We start from the raw sequence: 21711 nt of genomic DNA, 5'->3' as shown, positions 1-21711 counted from the left end.
ATCAGAAGCGCGCACGATTGATCGAGATCAAGGAGATGGCATGAACACCACGAGCCCAATGGTCATCGAAGGCTTCTTCGATCCAAAGACATCCACGATCAGCTACTTGCTGCTCGATGCCCGCACGGGCGATTGCGCGCTAATCGATAGCGTTCTCGACTATGAGCCGAAGTCCGGGCGCACGTGTACGGCAAGCGCCGACAAGCTCATAGCGCGCGTCGGCGAACTCGGCATCAAGGTTCGCTGGCTGCTTGAAACGCATGTACACGCTGATCACCTGTCCGCGGCGCCTTACCTAAAGGAAAAGCTTGGTGGACAGATCGCGATCGGCGCGGAGGTAATACGCGTGCAGAAGGAGTTTGGCAAGCTCTTCAACGCCGGGCTCGATTTCTCGCGCGACGGCCGACAGTTCGATCGATTGCTTGCGGATGGCGACGTATTCGAGATCGGAGCGTTGAAGGCGCGCGCGATGCACACGCCGGGTCACACACCGGCCTGCATGACGTACGCGGTCAGCGATGGCATCGACACTGCGGCGTTCGTTGGCGACACGCTGTTCATGCCCGACTACGGCACCGCACGCTGCGATTTCCCCGGCGGCGACGCCCGCGCGCTCTTTCGCTCGATCAACAAGGTGTTGAGCTTGCCGGCGGACACGAAGCTCTACATGTGTCACGACTATCAGCCAGGCGGACGCTCCGTGCAGTTTGTGAGCACGGTCGCCGAGCAGCGCGAGCAAAACATTCATGTGCGCAACGGCACGAGCGAGGAGACGTTCGTCGCGATGCGCACCTCGCGTGATGCGACGCTCACCATGCCCGTACTGATCCTGCCGTCCGTGCAGGTGAATATGCGCGCCGGACAGATGCCCGAAGCGGAAGAGAACGGCATTTCCTATCTCAAGATTCCGCTCAATGGAATCTGAATCAACTCGTTATGAACAATACGCTCTAAGGAGGCAATGATGGAACTCAGAAAATTGACCACCGAACTGTCGGTCTCACCGCAGATTGCAGCGTCCGACCTTCCAGCCATCCGCGCGGCGGGCTTTCGCGCGATCATCTGCAACCGGCCCGACGGCGAGGGTCCCGATCAACCGACCTTCAGCGAGATAGCGGCGGCGGCGCGAAATTGCGGCATCGAGGCGTACTACCTGCCGGTCGAGTCCGGGAAGGTGAGCGACGCGGCCTATGCACAGTTCGGCGACCTGATGCGCGCGAGCGGCAAGCCGGTGCTCGCCTATTGCCGCACAGGCATGCGCTCTGCGACGCTGTGGGGATTGTCCGAAGCGTCGACGCGGCCGCTGCCCGAGATCCTTGCGGCCGCAAAGGGAGCCGGCTATGAACTCGGCGCACTCGCCCGCCGCATCGCGACCGGGGGCAAGGTGCCCGTCAAAATCGCCGAGGCAAGCCACGACATCGTGATCGTGGGCGCCGGTGCCGCGGGTATCGCTACGGCGTCGAGTCTGCTTGCGCGCGATCGAACACTCGACATCGCGGTAATCGATCCGGCCGACACACATTACTATCAGCCGGGCTGGACCATGGTTGGCGCCGGGGTATTCAAGCCAGAGGCGACTGCGCAAGAGATGGCCGCCTTATTGCCGCGCAAGGTGCATTGGATCAAAGCGGCGGTCGCTGCATTCGAGCCCGAGGCGCATGCCGTCATCCTCGAGGGCTGCCGCGTGGTTCGGTACCGGAAATTGATCGTATGCCCGGGGCTCAAGCTGGACTGGCGGGCCATCGACGGTCTGCCGGAGACGCTCGGCCGCAACGGCGTGACCTCCAACTATCGTTATGATCTCGCGCCCTACACGTGGCAGCTCGTGCGCGAGCTTAAGGGCGGCCGTGCGCTGTTCACGCAGCCTCCCATGCCGATCAAATGCGCCGGCGCGCCGCAAAAGGCTATGTACCTGTCGTCGGACTACTGGCAGCGCTCAGGCCGGCTCGGAAGCATAGACGTGCAGATGTTCAACGCCGGCAGCGTTCTCTTCGGCGTAGCTGACTATGTGCCCGCCTTGATGGAGTACGTGAACCGCTACGGGATCGAGCTGAACTTCGGCTACAACCTTCACGCGATAGACGGCCCGGGAAAGCGGGCGATTTTCCGGCGTACCCTCGAGAACGGCAACGTCGAATCCGTGACGCACGATTTCGACATGATTCATGTCGTTCCTCCCCAGAAGGCACCCGATTTCATTCAAGTCAGCCCGCTTGCCGACGCAGCAGGCTGGGTCGATGTCGAAAAGGCCACGTTGCGTCACAAGACTCACGCGGACATCTTCGCGCTCGGCGATGTCACGAATACACCCAATGCGAAGACCGCTGCTGCCGCGCGCAAGCAGGCTCCCGTCGTCGCTCATAACGTGCTCGCGAGCCTTGGGAAGGCGCGAGGGGAAGCCTCATACGATGGGTACGGCTCATGTCCGCTCACGGTCGCGCGCGGCAAGATCGTGCTCGCGGAGTTTTTGTATGGGGGCAAGGTTGCACCGTCATTCCCTACCTGGCTGATCAATGGGAAGCGCCCGTCACGACTAGCGTGGCTACTGAAGGAGCGCGTGTTGCCTCCGCTCTATTGGCGCGCGATGCTCAAGGGCCGTGAGTGGTTGGCGAAGCCGGAAATAGTCGGCTGAGCACTGCGCAAGCATCCTAATCGTGCCGCGTAGCGGCCGGCCGCAGCCGATCTCGCTGCTAATTCCTCTCGTCGAACACTCATGCTGACTTCGCTAATACTGGGCGCCCTCGTTGGCGCCGTGCTGGGCCTGACCGGTGCCGGCGGCGGCATTCTCGCAGTTCCCGCGCTCGTCGTGGGGATGGGCTGGCCGATGCAGCAAGCGTCGCCCGTCGCGCTCATCGCCGTCGCCGGAAGCGCGGCGATCGGCGCTGTCGAAGCCTTCCGGCGCCGCCTCGTGCGTTATCGTGCAGCGCTGCTCATGACGATTACTGGCGTGCCGGTGACTTCTCTCGGCGCAAACCTCGCGCACAAGCTGCCGCAACGATTGCTGATCGAACTTTTTGCGGGCGTGATGCTGCTCATCGCGCTTCGTCTGCTCACTCAGGCGATGCGCCAGAAGACATCGGAGCAAACAATGTCGCCATTTTGCGTAGGCCGTGTCGACCCGCGCACGGGGCGTCTCTCGTGGACCTGGGCAACGGGCGCCGCACTCGCGGGGACCGGCGCACTGACAGGCCTGATGACCGGCCTACTCGGTGTGGGCGGCGGATTCGTTATTGTGCCGATGTTGCGCAAGCTCACGAATGTGTCGATGCACGGCATCGTTGCCACTTCGCTGATGGTCATCGCCTTGGTCGGCAGCGGCGGTGTCGTCTCGACGATAAAAACCGGGGTGTCGCCACCGCTCGTGCTAACGCTAATGTTCAGCCTCACGACAGCGCTCGGAATGATAGTTGGGCGCCGTGCATCGCGTTATCTGTCCGCGCGGCATGTACAGATCGGCTTCGCCGGCGTGCTTGTCTGCGTTGCGCTGGGGATGATGGCGAAAGCCGTGCTCAGCGCTTGAGCAACAGGGGCGGCTCCGTCGACGCAGGCTGCGACGCGGAGTTCGGTTGCTCGACGCCCGGTCAACTGACAGTCGTTCGAGCACTGTTCTGGCCAGGGCATGCGACCCGGTTGTCATTTCATGGCGTGACGCCTGGGGCCACCGGCAGCAATTTCGACCACCAGGTATCGAGGCAGCGTGCCCGGTCGCGCGGCTTTCGTTCGTCCCTTCCCGAACAAATCACAGGCATACGCCATAGCGTCATGCTCGCCCTGCATCGCGTGATCGAATTTCGGCATTGGATTGCAGTTTTGTGACCACCTACGATGCGCTCAAGTTGACCTGACTGGAGCAATTCAAACGAATACGAGTCTCGACCCGCCAAGCCGACGATTACTATCGCGCGTTGTCGGCACAAGCCAAAAGCGACCTCGTGACCGCGCTTTCGGCTGACCTCAACCGCGTGACGAGCGACGCGAACGAGTACACGATGCTCGCCTACTTCTACAAGGCGGATTTGGACTACGGTACGCGTCTCGCACACGCGACGCACGCTGCTTCGCAGACTTCCATCAACGCAGTTATGGCTGGAGAACGATATGGACGAATCCAAAGTCAAGAGTGCAGGAAAGTGTCCGGTGATGCACGGTGGTGCCACATCGGCCGGGATGTCGAACATGGAGTGGTGGCCCAAGGCCCTGAACCTCGACATCCTGCATCAGCACGACACCAAGACCAACCCGCTGGGCGCGGAATTCAACTATCGGGAGGAGGTCAAGAAGCTGGACGTCGATGCGCTCAAGAAGGACCTTCACGCGCTGATGACGGACAGCCAGCCGTGGTGGCCGGCGGACTGGGGCCACTACGGCGGCCTAATGATCCGCATGGCGTGGCATGACGCAGGCACCTATCGTATCGCCGACGGCCGTGGCGGTGGCGGTACTGGCAACCAGCGCTTCGCGCCGATAAACTCCTGGCCCGACAACGTGAACCTGGATAAGGCGCGTCGGTTGCTGTGGCCGATCAAGAAGAAGTACGGCAGCAAAATCAGTTGGGCCGATCTGATCATCTTCGCGGGTACCATCGCGTATGAATCCATGGGCCTGAAGACCTTCGGTTTCGGCTTCGGACGCGAGGACATCTGGCATCCGGAGAAGGACGCCTATTGGGGTTCCGAGAAGGAATGGCTCGCCAGCAGCACTCATCGTTATGAAGGCGACGACCGCACCTCACTGGAGAACCCGCTGGCTGCGGTCCAGATGGGCCTGATCTATGTGAACCCCGAAGGCGTCGACGGCAATCCCGATCCGCTGCGCACGGCGCAGGACGTCCGCGTGACCTTCGCGCGCATGGCGATGAATGACGAGGAAACCGTCGCCCTGACGGCCGGTGGACATACGGTCGGCAAATGCCACGGCAACGGTGACGCCAAACTGCTGGGCCTGAACCCGGAGGCCGCCGATCCGGAGGACCAGGGTCTTGGCTGGCTCAACAAGACCACCCGCGGCATCGGCCGCAACACGGTGACCAGCGGCATCGAAGGCGCCTGGACCACCCAGCCCACCAAGTGGGACAACGGCTATTTCTACCTGCTTCTCAACTACGACTGGGAACTGCAGAAGAGCCCGGCGGGTGCTTGGCAGTGGGAGCCCATCAAAATCAAGGAAGAAGACAAGCCGGTTGATGTCGAGGACCCTTCGATCCGCTACAACCCGATCATGACCGACGCCGACATGGCGATGAAGATGGATCCCGAGTACCGGAAGATTTCGGAACGCTTCTACAAGGACCCCGACTATTTCTCAAAGGTCTTCGCCCGCGCCTGGTTCAAGCTGACCCACCGCGATATGGGCCCGAAGGCACGCTACATCGGCCCTGATGTTCCGAAGGAAGACCTGATCTGGCAGGACCCGGTGCCCGCAGGTAGCAAGGGCTACGACGTCGCGGCGGTCAAGGCGAAGATCGCAGCCAGCGGCCTTACCATCAGTGAAATGGTGTCAACGGCCTGGGACAGCGCTCGCACCTTCCGTGGTTCGGACAAGCGCGGCGGTGCCAACGGTGCGCGCATCCGTCTTGCCCCACAAAAGGACTGGGAAGGCAATGAACCAGCCCGTCTGGCCAAAGTGCTGGCCGTCCTGGAAGGCATTGCGACTCAGACCGGGGCCAGCGTGGCCGATATGATCGTGTTGGCTGGGAACGTTGGCGTCGAGAAGGCTGCCAAGGCAGCGGGCTTCGACGTAACCGTCCCCTTCGCGCCAGGGCGAGGCGATGCCACACAGGAAATGACGGAAGTGGAGTCGTTCGAGGTGCTGGAACCCGTGGCTGACGGCTACCGCAACTGGATGAAGAAGGACTACGTGGTCAGCGCCGAGGAATTGTTGCTTGACCGCACTCAGCTGATGGGCCTGACCGCGGACGAGATGACCGTGCTGGTGGGCGGCATGCGGGTACTGGGTGCCAACCATGGCGGCACAACGCACGGTGTGTTCTCCGACCGCGTTGGCGCTCTGACGAACGACTTCTTCGTCAGCCTGACCGACATGGCCTACACTTGGAAGCCTGCTGGCAAGAACCTGTACGAAATCCGCGACCGCAAGACCGGTGCTGTCAAATGGACTGCAACCCGTGTCGACCTCGTCCTTGGCTCGAATTCGGTTCTTCGTGCCTATGCAGAGGTTTACGCGCAGGATGACAACAAGGAGAAGTTCGCCAAAGACTTCGTTGCCGCTTGGACGAAGGTCATGAACGCCGACCGTTTCGATCTAGCCTAACTTGGACTGGGCATCCCCGCGCAACCATGTTTGGCTGCGCGGGGATATGTCCTGCCCCCGTCGAAACCCGAACGAGAAAGAGGGAACAGCGGGCAGTCCATCGCGCAAGCAGCAACAGCGATGTGGGAACGCAGCACAGTGCGTTCGGTCGTATTCGAGCGGAGCGTGCAACCTAAAACGGAATTCGCTTTTAACTGGTTGCGGGGTTGATCCAGCCGGCTGAATCGGCTGAAAGCGCCAGGGGCATGGGTTCCGGCCGCCTCGCTCGAATCGGCTAGAATCCCAATGCTTTGAAGGTCGAAATGGCCCAAAGCCAGTCGTGGTTAGCGATTCCAACGAGATTGAGCGTCGAAGAGTTCGAGCTATTTGTCTGGCCGCATCTGAGCAAGGGCATTCGCGGCCCGGCGCGCAAGTTGAGCGCGCACGCGATCTTCAACTATATCCTGCGGCTGCTTTATCTGGGCTGTCAGTGGAAGGAATTGCCCATCGATAAGGATCATCATGGGCGCCCTGAAATTCACTACACGCGCATCTATCGCGCTTTCCGGCGGTGGGAAGCGGACGGATGCTTCGATGCCATTTTCGAGGGCTCGGTCCTCAGACCTCATCAGGACGCGCGTCTGGACACGCGTGTCATCCATGGCGATGGCACCACGAGCGCCGCGAAAAAGGGAGGCGACAACCTCGGCTTCAGCGGCCACAGCAGGTCAAGGGCTGCAAGGTCGTTGCCCTCTGCGATCGGAATTGCAACGTGATCGCGCCGTTCGTGTCGGCCCCGGGCAATCGCAATGAATCGCCGCTGTTGCGCGAAGCGCTGCCGCGACTCACGCGTATCGCCCGCGCGCTGGGGCTGGGCCTGCGGGGAACCGTCGTGAGTCTGGACGGCGTGTACGACTGCCGGCGCAACCGCAAAGCTATTTTCAATCGCGGCATGGTTCCCAACATCAGCGCGAATTCGCGCGGCACGAGGGCGCAGAAGCTCGGCCGCAAGGCACTGTTCGATCCGGCCATTTTCAAGGAGCGGTTCAGGGCGATCGAGAGCGTGTTCGCCTGGGAAGACAAGTTCCGTCGCCTGCTGTTACGTTTCGAGCGAATCGGTCACTTGCACTATGCGTTAAAGACGCTCGCTTATACGATGATCAACCTGCGCCACTACTGCCACAGCTGATCTCCCGCTCAAGATCTTTGTTCCACCGTCGGCGCATCGCGCCGTGATCCCGTTCGTCTGCGCCATACCGAAATCTTCGCGCCACGACACACATCGTCGCCTCGCGCGCTTCGCCGCAGCCATTTCTTCCCATCCCAAGCGCTCGTCCAACCGTGCTGCGCCGAGCCTGATCGAAACCCGCAACCAGTTGTAAGTGACACTTGCGCACCGTATTGGACACAGGAAAAGAAGACGAGGGTTTGGACGGGCGAGAAGCTGCGGGTCTTGTCTGCCGTGTAGCTCGAGCCGTCGTCCACCAGCCCTCTATAGCAGTTTCGGCCAGCAAACGCTTCCGGCGAAGCTCGCGGACGCCTTGAGCGAACCGCGAAGCTCAGGCTCCCTGCATCCGCTGGACGCTATACTGACGCGCGCGTCGTCAGACGTCAAAACCTGACTGCCCTCCAGGGGGCATTGGCTTCAATCTCGAACCTTCAAACCATGGCAGCTACACGCTCATTCTCCCCCAAGGGGCATCCTACGCCGCTGATACCTGGCGGACGCTCGGCTCAGAAGCGCCGTGACCTTCTGGCTGTTGCCTCCGAGCTGTTCCTGGCAAGGGGCTATGACGCGGTAAGTGTCGACGAAATCATCGCATCGGCCGGTGGCTCAAAAACAACGGTTTATTCACATTTCAATAACAAGGAGGGGATCTTTGTCGCAGCGGTCAGTGCGCTTTGCGATGAAATCCTCGTCAAGCTTTTCCAGTCGAAGGCGTTTTCGATGCCTCTGCGCAATGCGTTGTGGTCGATCGGCTGCGAGTTTCTTGACGCAGTACTGTCTCCGCGCGCGATTGCCCTTCAACGCCTCGTGATCGGCGAGTCCCACCGCTTCCCAGAAGTCGGCCGTATCTGGTTCGAAAGCGGCCCAGCAAGGACGTACCGCGTTCTTACCGAATTTTTTGAGGCTCGAAAGCAGGCGGGGGAGGTGCCTACCGCAGTGGAGCCGCGCGCGCTTGCGGTGCTATTCCATGACATGCTCACTTACGAGATTCACCAACAGGTCCTGCTCGGCATCATCAAAAAACCCAGACGTCACGTCCTCGAGGCAAAAGTCAGCTCCGCGGTCGATGTCCTTCTGAGCGGCGCTCTTGGAAACTAGAGGGTGTTAGGCACTTTGTGTCGGACCTGGTATCCTGGCGGAATGAAAAAGCGCAGGCCATACCCAACGGATGTATCGGATGAAGAGTGGTACTTTGCCGCTCCGTACCTGACCTTGATGAACAAAGACGCTCCGCAGCGCCGCTACGAACTGCGCGAGATGTTCAACGCGTTGCGCTGGATCGTACGCGCGGGTGCGCCGTGGCGTTTGTTGCCCAATGATTTTCCACCGTGGGAACTGGTCTACCAGCAGACGCAACGCTGGTTGCAGGCTGGCTGCTTTGAGAGCATGGTGAGCGACCTTCGCTCGGTGATACGCGTGGCACAGGGCCGTCAGGGACAGCCCAGTGCGGTCATCCTCGATGGCCGCACGATACAGTCGACCTGCGAGAGCGGGCCTCGCGCCGGTTACGACGGCTACAAACGCAAACGCGGCAGCAAGGTCCACATGGCGGTTGATACCTTGGGGCAGTTGCTTGCTGTGCATGTTACGCCAGCCAACGAACAGGAACGCGCGCAGGTCGGAGAACTGGCGCGTCAGGTTCAGCAGGCCACGGGCCAGACGGTCAAGGTGGCGTTCGCCGATCAGGGATATACCGGCGAAGAGCCTGCGCAGGCGGCACTCGACGAAGGGATCGACCTTCAGGTGATCAAACTGCCGGAGGCGAAAAAGGGCTTCGTGCTGTTGCCGCGCCGCTGGGTGGTCGAGCGCAGCTTCGGCTGGCTCAACCGCTTCCGCCGACTGGCCAGAGACTACGAGCGATTGCCCGAAACCTTGGCTGGCCTGCACTTCGTCGTATTCTCCGTACTTATGCTCGTCCACTTTGCAGCCCTTAACAAAAGTTCCTAACACCCTCTAAGGCGCCACCATTTTCAGACTATTGGTCGCGCCATGATTTCGTCGAGCAAGGGCGTTCTCTGGCCGGCGCGGATCGGCACGCAACTATCCGGGAAGGATTGTACGAAGGTGGCGCCCTCCGATAGCAGTTCGTCCAGGAATTTCCCCAACCTCGCCATTGCGTCGAACACGAAGTCGTGCAGCACGATGACACTGGTTTCTTGACCTTGCGCCCGGCAGGTAGCGAGTGCCCGCTCTGGCCAGCCAGTGGGATCTTCCCAATCTCGTGGCAAGTTGTTCCATAACACACAGGTATAACCGTTTCCGAGCAGATAGTTCACTGCAGGGGCATTGAAGATTCGGGCGTCGATAGGCCCGCCCTGGGCTGACGGACGGAATAACGGTTCACCGCCGGCCATGTCCGAAAGAAGCTCCGATGTACGGCTAATTTCATCGACGGCTTCGCACGGATGCTCGAGCATACCGAAGGGTGTGCCGTGCGTGTACGTATGGTTACCGATTCGATGCCCTGCCGCGTACGCGGCCTTGGCAAGCGCCAACTGCCTTGCATCCTTCAGACGCTCGCCCACAACAAAGAACGTCGCCCGTATATCACGAGCGTCCAGTACCTCCAGAACTCCGGGCGTAACCTCGACGTCCGGTCCGTTATCGATGGTCAGCGCAACGCGCATCGAATTTCTCCTGCGAAATGGGTTGTTTTTGCGTCCTCGCGGAGCGTCGGCTTGCTCCCCAGACGAAACCTTTCATTATGATACCAAATAGTACTGTATATTTCAGCGCGCGCGAGCAATCACACTTGCATTCGACACTTATCCCATGCCTCATTTTTATGCAATATCCCATCTTGCGCCGCTATTTACGCAGACAATAAGGAATGCATGGGCCAAACCATGGCAGTAAGAACCGCTCCTTGAATCTTCCGCATTAGTACTATACAGTACGCTTAACGCAGACAACTCTGCGTCTGATGGATGCTCGATAGACCATGAGGAAACCATGAACACAGCAAGCAACTCCACGACCCAGGAACGCAACGTGGCAAATCCGGTACTTCGCCTGCATCACCACGCCTACCGCGCTCGCGACATCGAGGCAACGCGGCACTTCTACGAAGACCTCCTGGGGATGCCACTGGTCGGAGCCTTCGTTGAAACGTGGGATGACGTAAACAAGACGGAAACGAACTATATTCACGCGTACTTCGAACTCTCCGATGGCAGCTGCCTCGCATTTTTCTCGTTCGCAGAGGGCTATTACCACCCAAGCAGGATTGCCAATGGTGGGCTCGAACCGACGGATCCGTTTGATCATCACATCGCCTGTGAAGTGGACGGCATGGAAACGATCAACGCAATCCAGCAGCGCGCAGAGGAAGCCGGGATCGAGCATTTCGTCGTCGATCACGGCTATTGCTTCTCGCTGTACCTGACCGATCCCAACAACATGCACTTCGAACTAACCACAAAGGTGCAGGCGACGGACGCAATCATGACTGAGCAGCGCCTGACAGCTCGATTCACTCTGGAAGACTGGTTGGCAGGCAGACAGGCTGGAAACAATGCATGGCGTGGCAAGACGCCCGATGCGCATCAACATTGACTATCCAGCCGGATCGGCAGCTCGACGCCTTCAAAGGCGCCCCACCCAGAATTCCGCGTGCAAGTGCTATTTAAAGGTGCATCCATGAAACTATTGCGCTATGGTCCCTCGGGTCAGGAAATGCCCGGACTCCTCGATCGCGACGGCAACGTGCGGGCGCTCCGCCCCATCGTGCGCGATATCGATGTCGACGTGCTCTCCCCGGAAGGACTTCGGTTTCTCGGCGCGCTCGACCCCGAGAAGTTGCCTCTCCCACATTACGTTGGCCGCCTCGGCGCACCGCTCGCGGCAGTGCGCGAGATCATCGCGATCGGTCTCAACTACCGTGAACATGCAAAGGAGTCCGGGCTCGCAATCCCGCACGAACCCGTCGTTTTCCACAAGTCGACCTCGTCAATCAGCGGACCCGACGACGACATCGTCCTGCCCGAGGCATCGGAAAAGACCGATTGGGAAATCGAACTCGGGGTTGTCATCGGCACTACCGCACGCAAGGTCGAGAGAGAGAGAGCCTACGCTCACGTCGCGGGATACTGCCTTGTCAATGACGTGTCCGAGCGAACGTGGCAAATTGAACGTGCAGGTCAATGGGGCAAGGGCAAAAGCTTCGATTCATTCACGCCGATCGGTCCGTGGTTGGTCACCGGCGATGAACTGAATCCTCACGAACTGGAGTTGTCGCTTCGAGTGAACGGCGACATCAGGCAACACGGCCATACGTCCGATCTGATTTTCAATGTGGGAGAGATTGTGAGCTACCTCAGCCAATTCATGACACTTATGCCTGGCGACCTCATCATCACCGGCACGCCCGCAGGCGTTGGCCTGGGTATGAAGCCGCCACAATTTCTTAGGGGTGGCGATATCGTCGAAATGACTGCTACCGGCCTCGGCACACAACGGCACTGCGTGGTTGGCCCCCAATAGGTACGCTGCGCGATGCTCCCACTCTTCGGGCGCCACGGCCTCGCACTCGAAACGAAAGCTCAGGTGTGTCGAAACCGGTGCTGACGGGCAGTTTCGGAGGGTATGCCACCCTTCCCCAATGAGAAAGCAAGGGCGCGTCGCCGCAGCCGAACGTCGTGTACGTGCCGGTTCGCTTGACGCGCTGGATATCAAAAGCTGCGTTTCGGCGTTTTATGTCCGGCAAGATCATGCGGCGCAACGTTTCGCCCTGTGCGACGGCGCTTCGGCACGGCAAGCGTCGACGATTCGAATTGTTCGACCTTGAAGCACCTCGCTGCCGCCCAGTCGGCCTGAAGCGCGTCGCGTATCCCGTGTAGCGCCGCTCTCTGTCCATCCAACGTCACGCGAAGTTCGTCGATCTCGCGCAAACGCTGGTCGATCCGCTCGAGCAGCCCCGCCTTGGAGAAACCTTGCATTTCCGCGACCGCGGTGCGCATCTCCTCCAGCGAGAACCCGAGCCGCTGCGCCAGCTGAATTTGCCGCAATCGTTCCTCTGCGGCCCCGTCGTAGATTCGGTAGCCATTCGGGCCCCGGCCAGCCGGGCGCAGAAGTCCGCTCTGTTCGTAAAAGCGGATCGCGGACGTCGTCATCCCAGTACGCGCCGCCAGTTCTCCGATCTTCATCGTGCTTGACCTTGAAGTCGACTTGAAACTTAGTATAGGCCCATCGTACGCGCCGAACGGGTCATCCGATGACGACACCACTATTCGCACCGCTGACGCTGCCCAACGGCAGCACTCTGCCCAGCCGCATCGCGAAGGCCGCGATGGAAGAAAACCTCGCCGACGCGGGCCAACTACCCGGCCCGGCGCTTCAGCGTCTCTATGCCGCCTGGGGTGCCGGCGGGGCGGGACTGCTGATCACCGGGAACGTGATGATCGACGGAAGAGCGCTGACCGGCCCGGGCGGCGTCGTGCTAGAACGAAGTACGCCTCTCGATCCGTTCAGACGGTGGGCGGCGGCGGCCCGCCAGCATGGTGCGCGGATCTGGATGCAGATCAACCATCCGGGGCGCCAGGTCCTGGCGGCGATGGGACACCCCGCATGGGCCCCGTCCGCCGTTCCGCTCGACCTCGGCCGGCATAGCAAATTGTTCGCTGCACCGCGCGCGATGGCCGCGATCGAGATCCACGAGGTCGTCGAGCGCTTCGCCGACACGGCCGCAGCGGCCGAAATGGCAGGATTCGATGGAGTCCAGATCCATGCGGCGCACGGCTACCTGATATCGCAGTTCCTGTCGCCGCTGACGAATCGCCGTGACGACGAATGGGGCGGCTCGCTGGAAAACCGGGCAAAGCTTTTGTTATCCGTCGTGCGTGCCATGCGCGCGCGGGTCGGCGCCGGTTTCAGTGTCGCGGTCAAGATCAATTCCGCCGACTTTCAGCGCGGCGGCTTCTCGGAAGATGACGCCCGACAGATCGTGCTGTGGCTCAACGATCAGGCCGTCGACCTCGTCGAACTGTCTGGCGGAAACTACGAGAGCCCCGCGATGCAAGGCCGCACTGCTGACGGCCGCACGCTCGCCCGCGAGGCCTATTTCCTGACGTTCGCTCGCGACATTGCCGCCGTCGCTGCGATGCCCGTGATGACGACGGGGGGCATTCGCCGGCAGTCGATCGCGCAGGCGGTGCTGAACGAAGGCGTCGACATTGTCGGGATGGCCAGCGCACTGGCGTCCGTACCGGACTTACCGAATCGCTGGCGCGACGGTCAAGCCATCGACGCTCCGAGCATCCAGGTCCGATGGCGAGGCAAAGCAGCTGCCGGACTTGCCTCGATGGCGCTCGTCAGGCGGCGCCTGCGCGCCATCGCCGAGGGTCGACGCCCTCGGCGATGCTACTCCCCTGTCTACAGTCTCGTCATCGACCAGATGCATACGCGCAAATTGACCTGGCGATACCGCCAGTGGAACGACATACGCACCTGACGCATCGCTTAACTCGCATTCCGCCGCTACGTAACAGTGTTCGTCGAAATGACAGTCACGAAACTGATACACCTAAAACGTGCCCAATACCGAACGTGAACGCCGCTGCCGCCAGGCCAATGATGACTTGACGAATCGCGGAAAAGCCTGCACTTTGACCGTTGAAGAGCAATGTGAAACGCCGATCGCCGCCAGCGCCAGGATGCTCAACACAACACACTGGACGATGGCCGTAAGCCCTGACGTCCACAGGAAAGGCATGGCGGGGAAAATGGCTCCAGTCGCAAACAGGAAAAAAGATACACCGGCGGCGGACCATGGATTGCCACCAAGTTCTGCTGGATCGAGCCCAAGCTCCTCTCGCCTCAACGCGTCCAGTGCGTTGTCCCTGTCACGCATAAGTTGCGATGCGATGCGACGCGCTTCGCCTCATCTCCATCCAGTCCTTTAGCACGATAGATGAGAGTTAGTTCGTGCTCTTCGGCGTCAGGAGTATGTTCAAGCTCGTCGGCTTCCCTAGCGATTTGCGTCTGTGCAAGTTCGCGCGTTCGTCACTGACAACCATTCTCCTAGTGCCATCGAACAGGCTCCGGCAATCAGCCCCGCCAAAGCTGTTAGCAGAATTGTCTTGTTGCCCGTACCGGCGCCGGCGACACCCATAATCAAACAGAAATTCGACACCAGTCCGTCATTGGCACCGAGCACGGCCGCGCAAAGATCGTTCCCGGATGACACGCCTCTATGCCAAGACTCGGCTTCGGCAATTTCGGCACCCCTGGTTGCTTCGGGCTTACCTGCATTCGCCAAGGCCTGTACTACGCTGGCATGACGGTGTTCGTCTTCGGACATCTTTGCGGTATCCGGGTTGCCGGCGTACTTGTTCCTGTCTGCAAACTCCACGGCTGCAAGCGTGGGCAGCACGAACCGGGTACCGAAGACGCGAACGAGGCTCCTCATCAAAAAGGTTTTGATGCTCTGCCTATCCGATACGCGCTGTCCATTTGCTCTCAGTTTGTCGGCCCAGACCTTTGCATGGGCCCGTTCCGATGCAGCCAGATCCCCGAACACCAGCTTACGGCTGATGTCCCTTTCTACGTGGGCGAGCGTCTCATAGAGTGCAGCGCTGTGACCCTCGTCAGCCAGATGCGCACGATACCTCTTGATTTCCTGTCTGGATGCCATGATGTCACCTGGTTCCGTTAACGACTTTATCAGGTCCGTCTAATGACCCAAATCTCTTACGGTGCATGTGCACTGGTATTCGGGCTCGGCGAACGTTTCGATTTTCCGCTAGTGAGCCCGCGTCTCCGCCATCAAGGGCGGCTGCGCGCCGACTGATCGACACTGGGTGCCGCGCCCACCTTTTCCAATGCGGCAACAACTGATGCATTGCCCTGCAGCATGGCCGTTTGCAGCGCAGTCCGGCCGAGCGCATCGGCATGATCGGGATTCGCGCCGCGCGCGACGAGGCTCGGCAGCAGTTCGACCCGGCCGAATAACGCGGCGAATGACAGCGCCGTTTCCCCGGCGTTGTTGGCCTCGTCGATCGGACAGCCCGTGTTTATCAGGCGCTCCGCGGTCGCGGTGTCACCCTTGAAAATCGCGCCCATCAGCGCGGTGTTGCCGTGTCGGTCGCCCAGACACGGATTGACGCCCGCGCGAAGCAGGTAGTCGAGTGCCGCGGGCTGGTGCCGATATGCAGCGAGAATCAAGGCGGTGTATCCCTGCGGGGTCGTTGCGTCAATCGGGTAACCCGCGGCCACGAGCGCCTGCAGGATGTCGACGCGGCCGAGGCGCGCTGCGTCAAACCATTCTTCGTCGTAGCGACGCGGGTCGGCACGCGAGCCGGAGTTGAGCGTCACGGAGTCGGGTAACGTCGTCTGTGCGCAACCCGACGCGGCAACAGCAGCGACAAAGACAGCGACGGCGGACAGCGCGCGGACGGATCGGAATCGGTTCATCGCATGAAGGCTCCGCGCGCCGCGGCACGGGGTAATAACAGGTGGAAACGAACGACGGCCGCACCGCGACCTTCGCGCCCGGAGTGCGATCAGTTTTCGGCGAGCTTGTCGGCGAGCGATTTCACGCGTGACAGGTCCGCGTGCGTAGCTTGCGCAAGGCGGGTACCGTAATCGGTGTCGGCCTTGTAGAAGTACGACAGCATTGTGTACTTGTTTGCATCGTTGGTCACACGTTTGAGGTCGCCAGACAGCGCCGTCACGAGATCCTGCTTGTCCTGCGCTGACAGCGTGCGGTAGTACTCTCCCGCCTGCCGGAAGTTGAGCGTCTTGCTAATCGCCGCCTGCTGCGTCGGGCCCGTGAGCGGAGTCCGGACGTACTTGTCGCGCGGATCCTGTGGAATCTCGCCGAGGGTCGATGGCTCATAGTTCACTTCGCCCTTGCGATCGCCGCTATTCATCGCACCATCTTGGTTGTTGTTCACCACCGGTACGCGCGGACGATTGATCGGCAGACCGTTGAAGTTCGCGCCAAGACGATACATCTGCGTGTCGGCGTACGAGAACAGCCGCCCCTGCAGCATGCGGTCTTCAGACGGTTCAATGCCCGGCACCATCCGCGATGGCGCAAATGCCGATTCCTCAGTCGTCTCGAAGTAATTGTCCGGAACGCGGTTGAGCGTCAGCGTGCCGATCTTGCGCTCGGGCACGCTGGTCCAGATCTTCGTGTCGTCGAGCGCATCGTACTCGAACTTGTCCAGGTCCTGCGGATTCAGGACCTGGATATACAGATCCCACGTCGGATCATTGCCCGCCTTCAGTGCGCGGTACAGGTCGTTCGTCATCAGGTTCCAGTCAGCGCCGATCGAGCCCTGGATGTCCTGCGGACGAATGCCGTGCACGCCTTGCTGACTCTTGAAGTGGAACTTCACATAGTGCACCTGTCCCTGTGCGTTGACGAGCTTGAACGCATGCACACCGAAGCCGTCCATGTGTCGATACGAGTCAGGCATGCCTTCGTCGGTGTACAGGTGTGTCAGCATGCTCGTCGCCTCGGGCGTGTGAGCGAAGAAATCGAACGCGAGGTTCGGATCCTGCACGCCGGTCACGGCACCTGGCTTGTTCGCGTGGACGAAGTCGGGAAACTTGATCGCGTCGCGAATGAAGAAGATCGGCCAGTTGATGCCGACGAGATCCCAGTTGCCTTGCGTCGTATAGAACTTGATGGCGAAGCCACGCGGATCGCGCGCCTGCTCTGGCGAACCGCGGTAGCCCATCACGGTCGAGAAGCGCGCGAACACGGGCGTCTTTGTGCCAGGAGTGAACACCTTTGCTACCGTCAGGTCGCTGATGTCCACAGTAGGCACAAATTCGCCGAACGCACCAGTGCCGCGTGCGTGTACGACGCGCTCCGGAATGCGTTCGCGATCGAAGCGCTGCAGCTTTTCAATCAGCTGAGAGTCCTGCAGGAGCGTCGGTCCATTCGGTCCGGCCGTCTGCGAGTTCTGGTTGTCGCCTACCGGCGAGCCATTATCGCGCGTCATGTCGGCAGCGTAGGGGGACGAGCTGAGGGCGATGCAGGTCGCGGCCACGAGGATTTGAAGCGGTCGGCCCTTTGACATATCAGTTGTATTCCTTAATAAATATCGTTTGTATGGAAAGCATTCCCATTACAGGAAATCGGCAAACGAAAATCCAATTGAATATAAAAATGGCCGCGATAGTTGTGCGCGCAATCGTTCGTCAGATGCATATTCGACTCCACAAGCACCATGAGTCGATCTGGCGACATAGATAGCCATGCGGCGGGCAACGCACCCGCTACCCAGTGCGATCAGAAGATCCGGCTACCACGACGCGCTTGCTCGGTATCGTCTGGATGGCGCCTGGCGTATTCGTGAGACAACAGTGAGCACACGTTCGCTAAGGCAGCGAAGTTCACAGCCTGGTCGGCATATTCGAGCTCGCCTGCGTTCAGGATGTCGCCGAGAACGGGGCGCCAGACGACGCAGTTGCCGGAATACTGCAGCTCCGACTTTCATGTGAGAAACCTTAAAAAGCTAGTCGGACCGCCGCACCGCGTTGGTCGGCTCTCTTGACGAAGACGTAGGCCCATGGCTGCATCCGGATGAGTCAGGTACGCGTACACGTGTTCGCTGCGGCTTTCGCCATATAGGTGCCACGCACAGAAATGCTCGCAGTTGTTGGTTTGGAGTCTGAATCGATTCTCGCCAAGGCGCGAATGTGCCCGCTCTGCAGCTCGCTGGTACGCGTAGCATGGACGACTGCCTGGTTCGATCCAGACTTAGTGCAACGTCACTTCCTCGACAGGGCACCCCTCAAGCCTGCTTGCGCATTCCTGCATCGGACAATGCGCAAAGCGCAACTGCGGACCAGTCGTGCTCAGCACCAATGCCTTGCGAGCGGACCGCGAGAAAGCGATCGTGAACGAGGCTAGCGAGCGGCAGCGGGACACCGAGCGCGTCGGCTGCCGCGAGCATCAGGCGGTTGTCCTTCTGGCCGAGCGGCAGCGAAAAACCAGCCGGCTGGAAGCGCTGCGACGCGATCAACGGGCCATAGATCTTGTACGGCAGCGCGTTGAAGTTAGCGCTCGTCAGCAGCTCGACGAGGCGCATCGGGTCGAGCCCCGCCTTCCCCGCCACTGCGCATGCTTCGCCCATCGTCTCGATGATTACCGATAGCATGAAATTGCCAATGAGCTTCACGAGATTCGCCTTCGACGGGTCGGCGCCGACGATACCGACCGACTGCCCGAGCTGTTCAAGCAGCGGAACCGCAACTCTCAAATGCTCGTCCGCGCCCGCAGCCATGATGAACAACTTGCGCGCCGCCGCAGCGTCGGGTCGGCCGAACACAGGCGCTGACACGAATCCCAACCCGGCTTCACGATGCGCCAGCGCGATGTCCTTTGCGGTGGCCACCCCGATGGTACTCATCGAGACATGTATCGCGCCCGGCTTGAGGCCCGCAAAAACACCATGTTCGCCGAAGGTGACCGATGCGAGCGCGTCGTCGTCGGTCACCATTGTTAACACGACGTCGACCGAATGCGCCGCCTGCGCGGGACTTGCCGCGACCATGGCGCCCGCTTCGCGCAGTGGCTCGGCACGGGCAGGGCTACGGTTGAAAACGTGAACGTCATGCCCGCACTTGAGAAGGTTCATCGCAATCGCCGCGCCCATCGAGCCGAGCCCGATAAATCCAATCTGCATGGTTTATCTCCGCATGATGATGTGCTCAAACCGCAAGCTGATAGACGTGACGGCTGACTTCGGGCGTCACGTCGCCGTGTTCGCCCAATGCGGTCATACCGTGCTCTTCGAGTTTCGCGATCAACGTGCCGATGGAACTGCCACCGATCTGATAGTCGCGCAAACGAGTCCCGACGGTCATCCGCTCGAAGAACACACGGGTCGCAGTGATCGCCGCGGTAATGCGCTCGTCTTCGCTGCCCTGGGTGAAGTTCCACACGCGCTCGGCGTACTGCAGCAATTTCGCCCGCTTTTGCTCGCGGCGCACGCTCAGCATTGCTGGCAGCACGATTGCGAGCGTTTGCGCGTGATCGAGTCCGTGCAGCGCGGTGATCTCATGACCGAGCATATGCGTCGCCCAGTCCTGCGGCACACCAGCACCGATCAAGCCGTTCAGCGCCAGGGTTGCCGTCCACATCAGGTTTGCGCGCACGCCATAGTTGTGCGGCTCGGCAAGCGCTTGCGGACCGACTTCGGTCAACGTGATCAGCAACCCTTCGGCAAAACGGTCCTGCACCTTTGCATCGACCGGGTAGGTCAGGTATTGCTCGACGATATGGACGAACGCATCGACCACGCCGTTGGCGATTTGCCGAGGTGGCAAGGAATAGGTCGTCGTCGGATCGAGCACCGAAAAGCGAGGATAGGTCGCTTCGCTGCGAAACGGTAACTTGTCGCCCCTTGCGCGGTTGCTGATGACGCCACCATTGTTCATTTCCGAGCCGGTCGCGGGCAGCGTTAGCACGCTGCCGAACGGCATCGCGTCATGCACCTCGGCCTGCTTCGCCAGGATGTCCCACGGTTCGCCGTCGAACTTCAGCGCTGCCGCGATGAACTTCGTACCATCGATCACCGACCCGCCGCCGACCGCAAGGAGAAAGTCGATGTTCTTCTCGCGTGCCAGCGCGACCGCTTGCATCAGGGTTTCGTAGGTTGGATTCGGCTCGATGCCACTGAAAACGAACCAGGCGCGCTCACCGAGCGCCGCCTGCACTTGCGCGAGCACACCGTTGCTCCTGATGCTGCTGCCGCCGCAGGTGAGCAGCACGCGCGCCTCGGGCGGCACGTGCGCATCAAGCGCGGCAATCTGGCCTTCGCCAAAAATGATTCTGGTCGGATTCTGGAGAATGAAATTTTGCATAGGTTGATTGGTTTAAGTACATTCAGACGATCGGTCCTCTCAAATGAAACACCAGTCATCCTCTCCCGACAAATGGCATATTTATCGCCATAGCGGTATGAAACAGCACGTTTTCGCCTAGCGGAAGGTTTGCTACGTAAAACACTGATTTGCCGACAACGCCGACGTCCTTCATGGGCTCAACGGCAATCTCGCCGTTGCCTTGAGGCATACCCTTTGCCGTGCCCGCGGCAAGCTCGGTCAGTGTGTTACCGATATCGATCTGTCCCACCGCGATGTGGTCCTTTCGTCCCGCGAGCGAAGCAGCTTTGGTAAGGCCTGTGACGGCATGCGTGGTCGCGGTGTGGGCCATCGAGTTAGGTAGTCCGACTCGATCGCGAAGCCAAGAAAGGCCATGCGCGGCTTTTTCACCACCCCTCCTCATCGGCCGGCATCGGGCGCTGACGCTGACCGTGCTTACTTTTTCACCTGGTCGCGCCAGCGGTATTGCTGTTGCCATCCAAGCAGCCGCTTCAGCTTTTCATTACTGAGCAGGGTTTCGAACTCGCCCAGCTGCTTCCTGACGGGCACCTCCGGATAAAAACGCTTCAGCAGTTCTGCCGTCTGCAAATCCGATGAAACGTCGTCAGCCGCTACGTTCATCACTTCAAAACCCAAGCCGTCCTTTTCGATGCCCAGCCGGCACGCAACGGCAAGATCGCGCCCATCGATATAGCTCCACGCAATCCGCTTGCGCAGGCCCGGATCTTTGAAGTACGCCGGGAATTTTTGATAATCGACCGGATCCAGCACATTGCCGATACGGAAGCAGTAGATGTCCGCTTTGGTGCGCGCATGGAATGCCTTGGCCGTGACCTCATTGATGACCTTCGACATGGCGTAGCTATCCATCGGATCGACCGGATACTCCTCGTCAAGGGGAAAATATTCCGGGTTCCTGTGACGATGTGAAAACACGACACCGTACGTCGTCTCACTCGACGCCACGATCACTTTCCTGATACCCAGCTTCGATGCGGCGTCGAGCACGTTGTACGTCGACATCACGTTGATGCGGAACACCTCGTTGTCGGTCGTGATGAGAATGCGCGGGATGGCCGCAAAGTGCACGATCGCATCGATGGGCTTCGGCTCGAGATCAGCATCGAATTCCTTCGCTGTGGTGCTCGAAGCCAACGCGTTGAATACCTGGCCGGCGTCCGTCAGATCCGTAATCAGCGTACGAGCGCTTGGCTTTGCCATTGGCACCCGGTCGAGGTTGAGCACTTCATAGCCATGCTGCACCAGTTCCTCGACTACCCATTTCCCGGCCAGCCCGCTGCCGCCCGTCACAATCACTCGCTTCGTCATGCCTGTTACTCCAGATGAGGTGGATTGGCTTCCAATTGCCAATGCATCGTACCGCTCATCGGCCT

The 21711-nt window shown here is 60.2% G+C and carries 18 protein-coding genes and 4 pseudogenes; 12 read left to right on the top strand and 10 right to left on the bottom strand.

All coding sequences use genetic code 11. The annotated features are described in order from the left end of the window. The first annotated feature begins 40 nt into the window (after window positions 1-40). From AC07WT_RS23405 to AC07WT_RS23365, 9 genes and pseudogenes are all read left to right on the top strand, one after another. On the top strand, window positions 41-925 hold the full coding sequence (locus AC07WT_RS23405) for an MBL fold metallo-hydrolase (RefSeq protein ID WP_494948779.1): 885 nt from the start codon (window positions 41-43) through the stop codon (window positions 923-925). A 39-nt stretch (window positions 926-964) separates the two neighbouring features. Continuing rightward, complete coding sequence (locus AC07WT_RS23400) at window positions 965-2632, top strand: bifunctional protein tyrosine phosphatase family protein/NAD(P)/FAD-dependent oxidoreductase (protein ID WP_494948778.1); 1668 nt, start codon at window positions 965-967, stop codon at window positions 2630-2632. An 81-nt stretch (window positions 2633-2713) separates the two neighbouring features. After that, window positions 2714-3520: a sulfite exporter TauE/SafE family protein gene (locus tag AC07WT_RS23395; RefSeq protein WP_494948777.1), complete on the top strand. Its 807-nt coding sequence runs from the start codon at window positions 2714-2716 to the stop codon at window positions 3518-3520. A 355-nt stretch (window positions 3521-3875) separates the two neighbouring features. Continuing rightward, window positions 3876-4055: pseudogene (locus AC07WT_RS23390) on the top strand (catalase-related domain-containing protein); the annotation flags it as partial. A 43-nt stretch (window positions 4056-4098) separates the two neighbouring features. Beyond that, a complete protein-coding gene (gene katG, locus AC07WT_RS23385) occupies window positions 4099-6270 on the top strand; it encodes a catalase/peroxidase HPI (RefSeq protein ID WP_494948776.1) in 2172 nt (723 codons plus the stop codon). 302 nt (window positions 6271-6572) lie between these two features. Then, entirely contained in the window at window positions 6573-7025 is a 453-nt protein-coding gene (locus tag AC07WT_RS23380; protein WP_494948775.1) for a transposase, read from the top strand. Window positions 7026-7072: 47 nt separating this feature from the next. Next, window positions 7073-7438, top strand: coding sequence for a hypothetical protein (locus AC07WT_RS23375; protein ID WP_494948774.1), 366 nt, complete (start codon window positions 7073-7075; stop codon window positions 7436-7438). A 477-nt stretch (window positions 7439-7915) separates the two neighbouring features. Further along, the gene (locus AC07WT_RS23370) at window positions 7916-8575 is read left to right on the top strand and encodes a TetR/AcrR family transcriptional regulator (RefSeq protein WP_494948773.1); all 660 of its coding nucleotides are present in this window, start codon (window positions 7916-7918) and stop codon (window positions 8573-8575) included. A 42-nt stretch (window positions 8576-8617) separates the two neighbouring features. Next, entirely contained in the window at window positions 8618-9424 is an 807-nt protein-coding gene (locus tag AC07WT_RS23365; RefSeq protein WP_494948772.1) for an IS5 family transposase, read from the top strand. A 23-nt stretch (window positions 9425-9447) separates the two neighbouring features. Here the strand turns inward: AC07WT_RS23365 and AC07WT_RS23360 are convergent, their stop codons facing one another. Next, window positions 9448-10104 carry a polysaccharide deacetylase family protein gene (locus AC07WT_RS23360; RefSeq protein WP_494948771.1) on the bottom strand — a complete coding sequence of 219 codons (657 nt, stop codon included), beginning with the start codon at window positions 10102-10104 and terminating at the stop codon, window positions 9448-9450. A 325-nt stretch (window positions 10105-10429) separates the two neighbouring features. On the opposite strand from AC07WT_RS23360, the gene AC07WT_RS23355 reads away from it, so the two are divergent. Both AC07WT_RS23355 and AC07WT_RS23350 read left to right on the top strand, forming a co-directional pair. Continuing rightward, the gene (locus AC07WT_RS23355; protein ID WP_494948770.1) at window positions 10430-11032 is read left to right on the top strand and encodes a VOC family protein; all 603 of its coding nucleotides are present in this window, start codon (window positions 10430-10432) and stop codon (window positions 11030-11032) included. An 84-nt stretch (window positions 11033-11116) separates the two neighbouring features. Continuing rightward, on the top strand, window positions 11117-11959 hold the full coding sequence (locus AC07WT_RS23350; RefSeq protein WP_494948769.1) for a fumarylacetoacetate hydrolase family protein: 843 nt from the start codon (window positions 11117-11119) through the stop codon (window positions 11957-11959). A 188-nt stretch (window positions 11960-12147) separates the two neighbouring features. Here the strand turns inward: AC07WT_RS23350 and AC07WT_RS23345 are convergent, their stop codons facing one another. Then, window positions 12148-12621, bottom strand: coding sequence for a MerR family transcriptional regulator (locus AC07WT_RS23345; RefSeq protein WP_494948768.1), 474 nt, complete (start codon window positions 12619-12621; stop codon window positions 12148-12150). Window positions 12622-12689: 68 nt separating this feature from the next. Between AC07WT_RS23345 and AC07WT_RS23340 the strand changes: the two genes are divergently transcribed. After that, the gene (locus AC07WT_RS23340; protein WP_494948767.1) at window positions 12690-13925 is read left to right on the top strand and encodes an NADH:flavin oxidoreductase/NADH oxidase family protein; all 1236 of its coding nucleotides are present in this window, start codon (window positions 12690-12692) and stop codon (window positions 13923-13925) included. 55 nt (window positions 13926-13980) lie between these two features. Here the strand turns inward: AC07WT_RS23340 and AC07WT_RS23335 are convergent. The 8 genes and pseudogenes from AC07WT_RS23335 to AC07WT_RS23300 form a co-directional block, all read right to left on the bottom strand. Continuing rightward, a pseudogene (locus tag AC07WT_RS23335) lies at window positions 13981-15107 on the bottom strand (VIT1/CCC1 transporter family protein). A 131-nt stretch (window positions 15108-15238) separates the two neighbouring features. Next, window positions 15239-15886 carry an ankyrin repeat domain-containing protein gene (locus AC07WT_RS23330; protein WP_494948766.1) on the bottom strand — a complete coding sequence of 216 codons (648 nt, stop codon included), beginning with the start codon at window positions 15884-15886 and terminating at the stop codon, window positions 15239-15241. Window positions 15887-15975: 89 nt separating this feature from the next. After that, entirely contained in the window at window positions 15976-17505 is a 1530-nt protein-coding gene (locus AC07WT_RS23325) for a catalase (RefSeq protein ID WP_494948765.1), read from the bottom strand. A 491-nt stretch (window positions 17506-17996) separates the two neighbouring features. Beyond that, a pseudogene (locus AC07WT_RS23320) lies at window positions 17997-18143 on the bottom strand (lecithin retinol acyltransferase family protein); the annotation flags it as partial. 79 nt (window positions 18144-18222) lie between these two features. After that, on the bottom strand, window positions 18223-19116 hold the full coding sequence (locus AC07WT_RS23315) for an NAD(P)-dependent oxidoreductase (RefSeq protein WP_494948764.1): 894 nt from the start codon (window positions 19114-19116) through the stop codon (window positions 18223-18225). 25 nt (window positions 19117-19141) lie between these two features. After that, window positions 19142-20296 carry an iron-containing alcohol dehydrogenase gene (locus AC07WT_RS23310; protein WP_494948763.1) on the bottom strand — a complete coding sequence of 385 codons (1155 nt, stop codon included), beginning with the start codon at window positions 20294-20296 and terminating at the stop codon, window positions 19142-19144. Window positions 20297-20351: 55 nt separating this feature from the next. Continuing rightward, window positions 20352-20657, bottom strand: a pseudogene (locus AC07WT_RS23305) (SDR family oxidoreductase); the annotation flags it as partial. Between the two features lie 95 nt (window positions 20658-20752). Beyond that, window positions 20753-21646 (bottom strand): NAD-dependent epimerase/dehydratase family protein, encoded by an 894-nt coding sequence (locus AC07WT_RS23300; protein WP_494948762.1) that lies wholly within the window; start codon window positions 21644-21646, stop codon window positions 20753-20755. Between the last annotated feature and the right edge of the window lie 65 nt (window positions 21647-21711).

The sequence above is a fragment of the Paraburkholderia sp. GW821-FHT02A12 genome (genome assembly GCF_059422005.1).
Note: the sequence above shows the minus strand (reverse complement) of the source record. Positions and strands in the feature narration are given on the sequence as shown.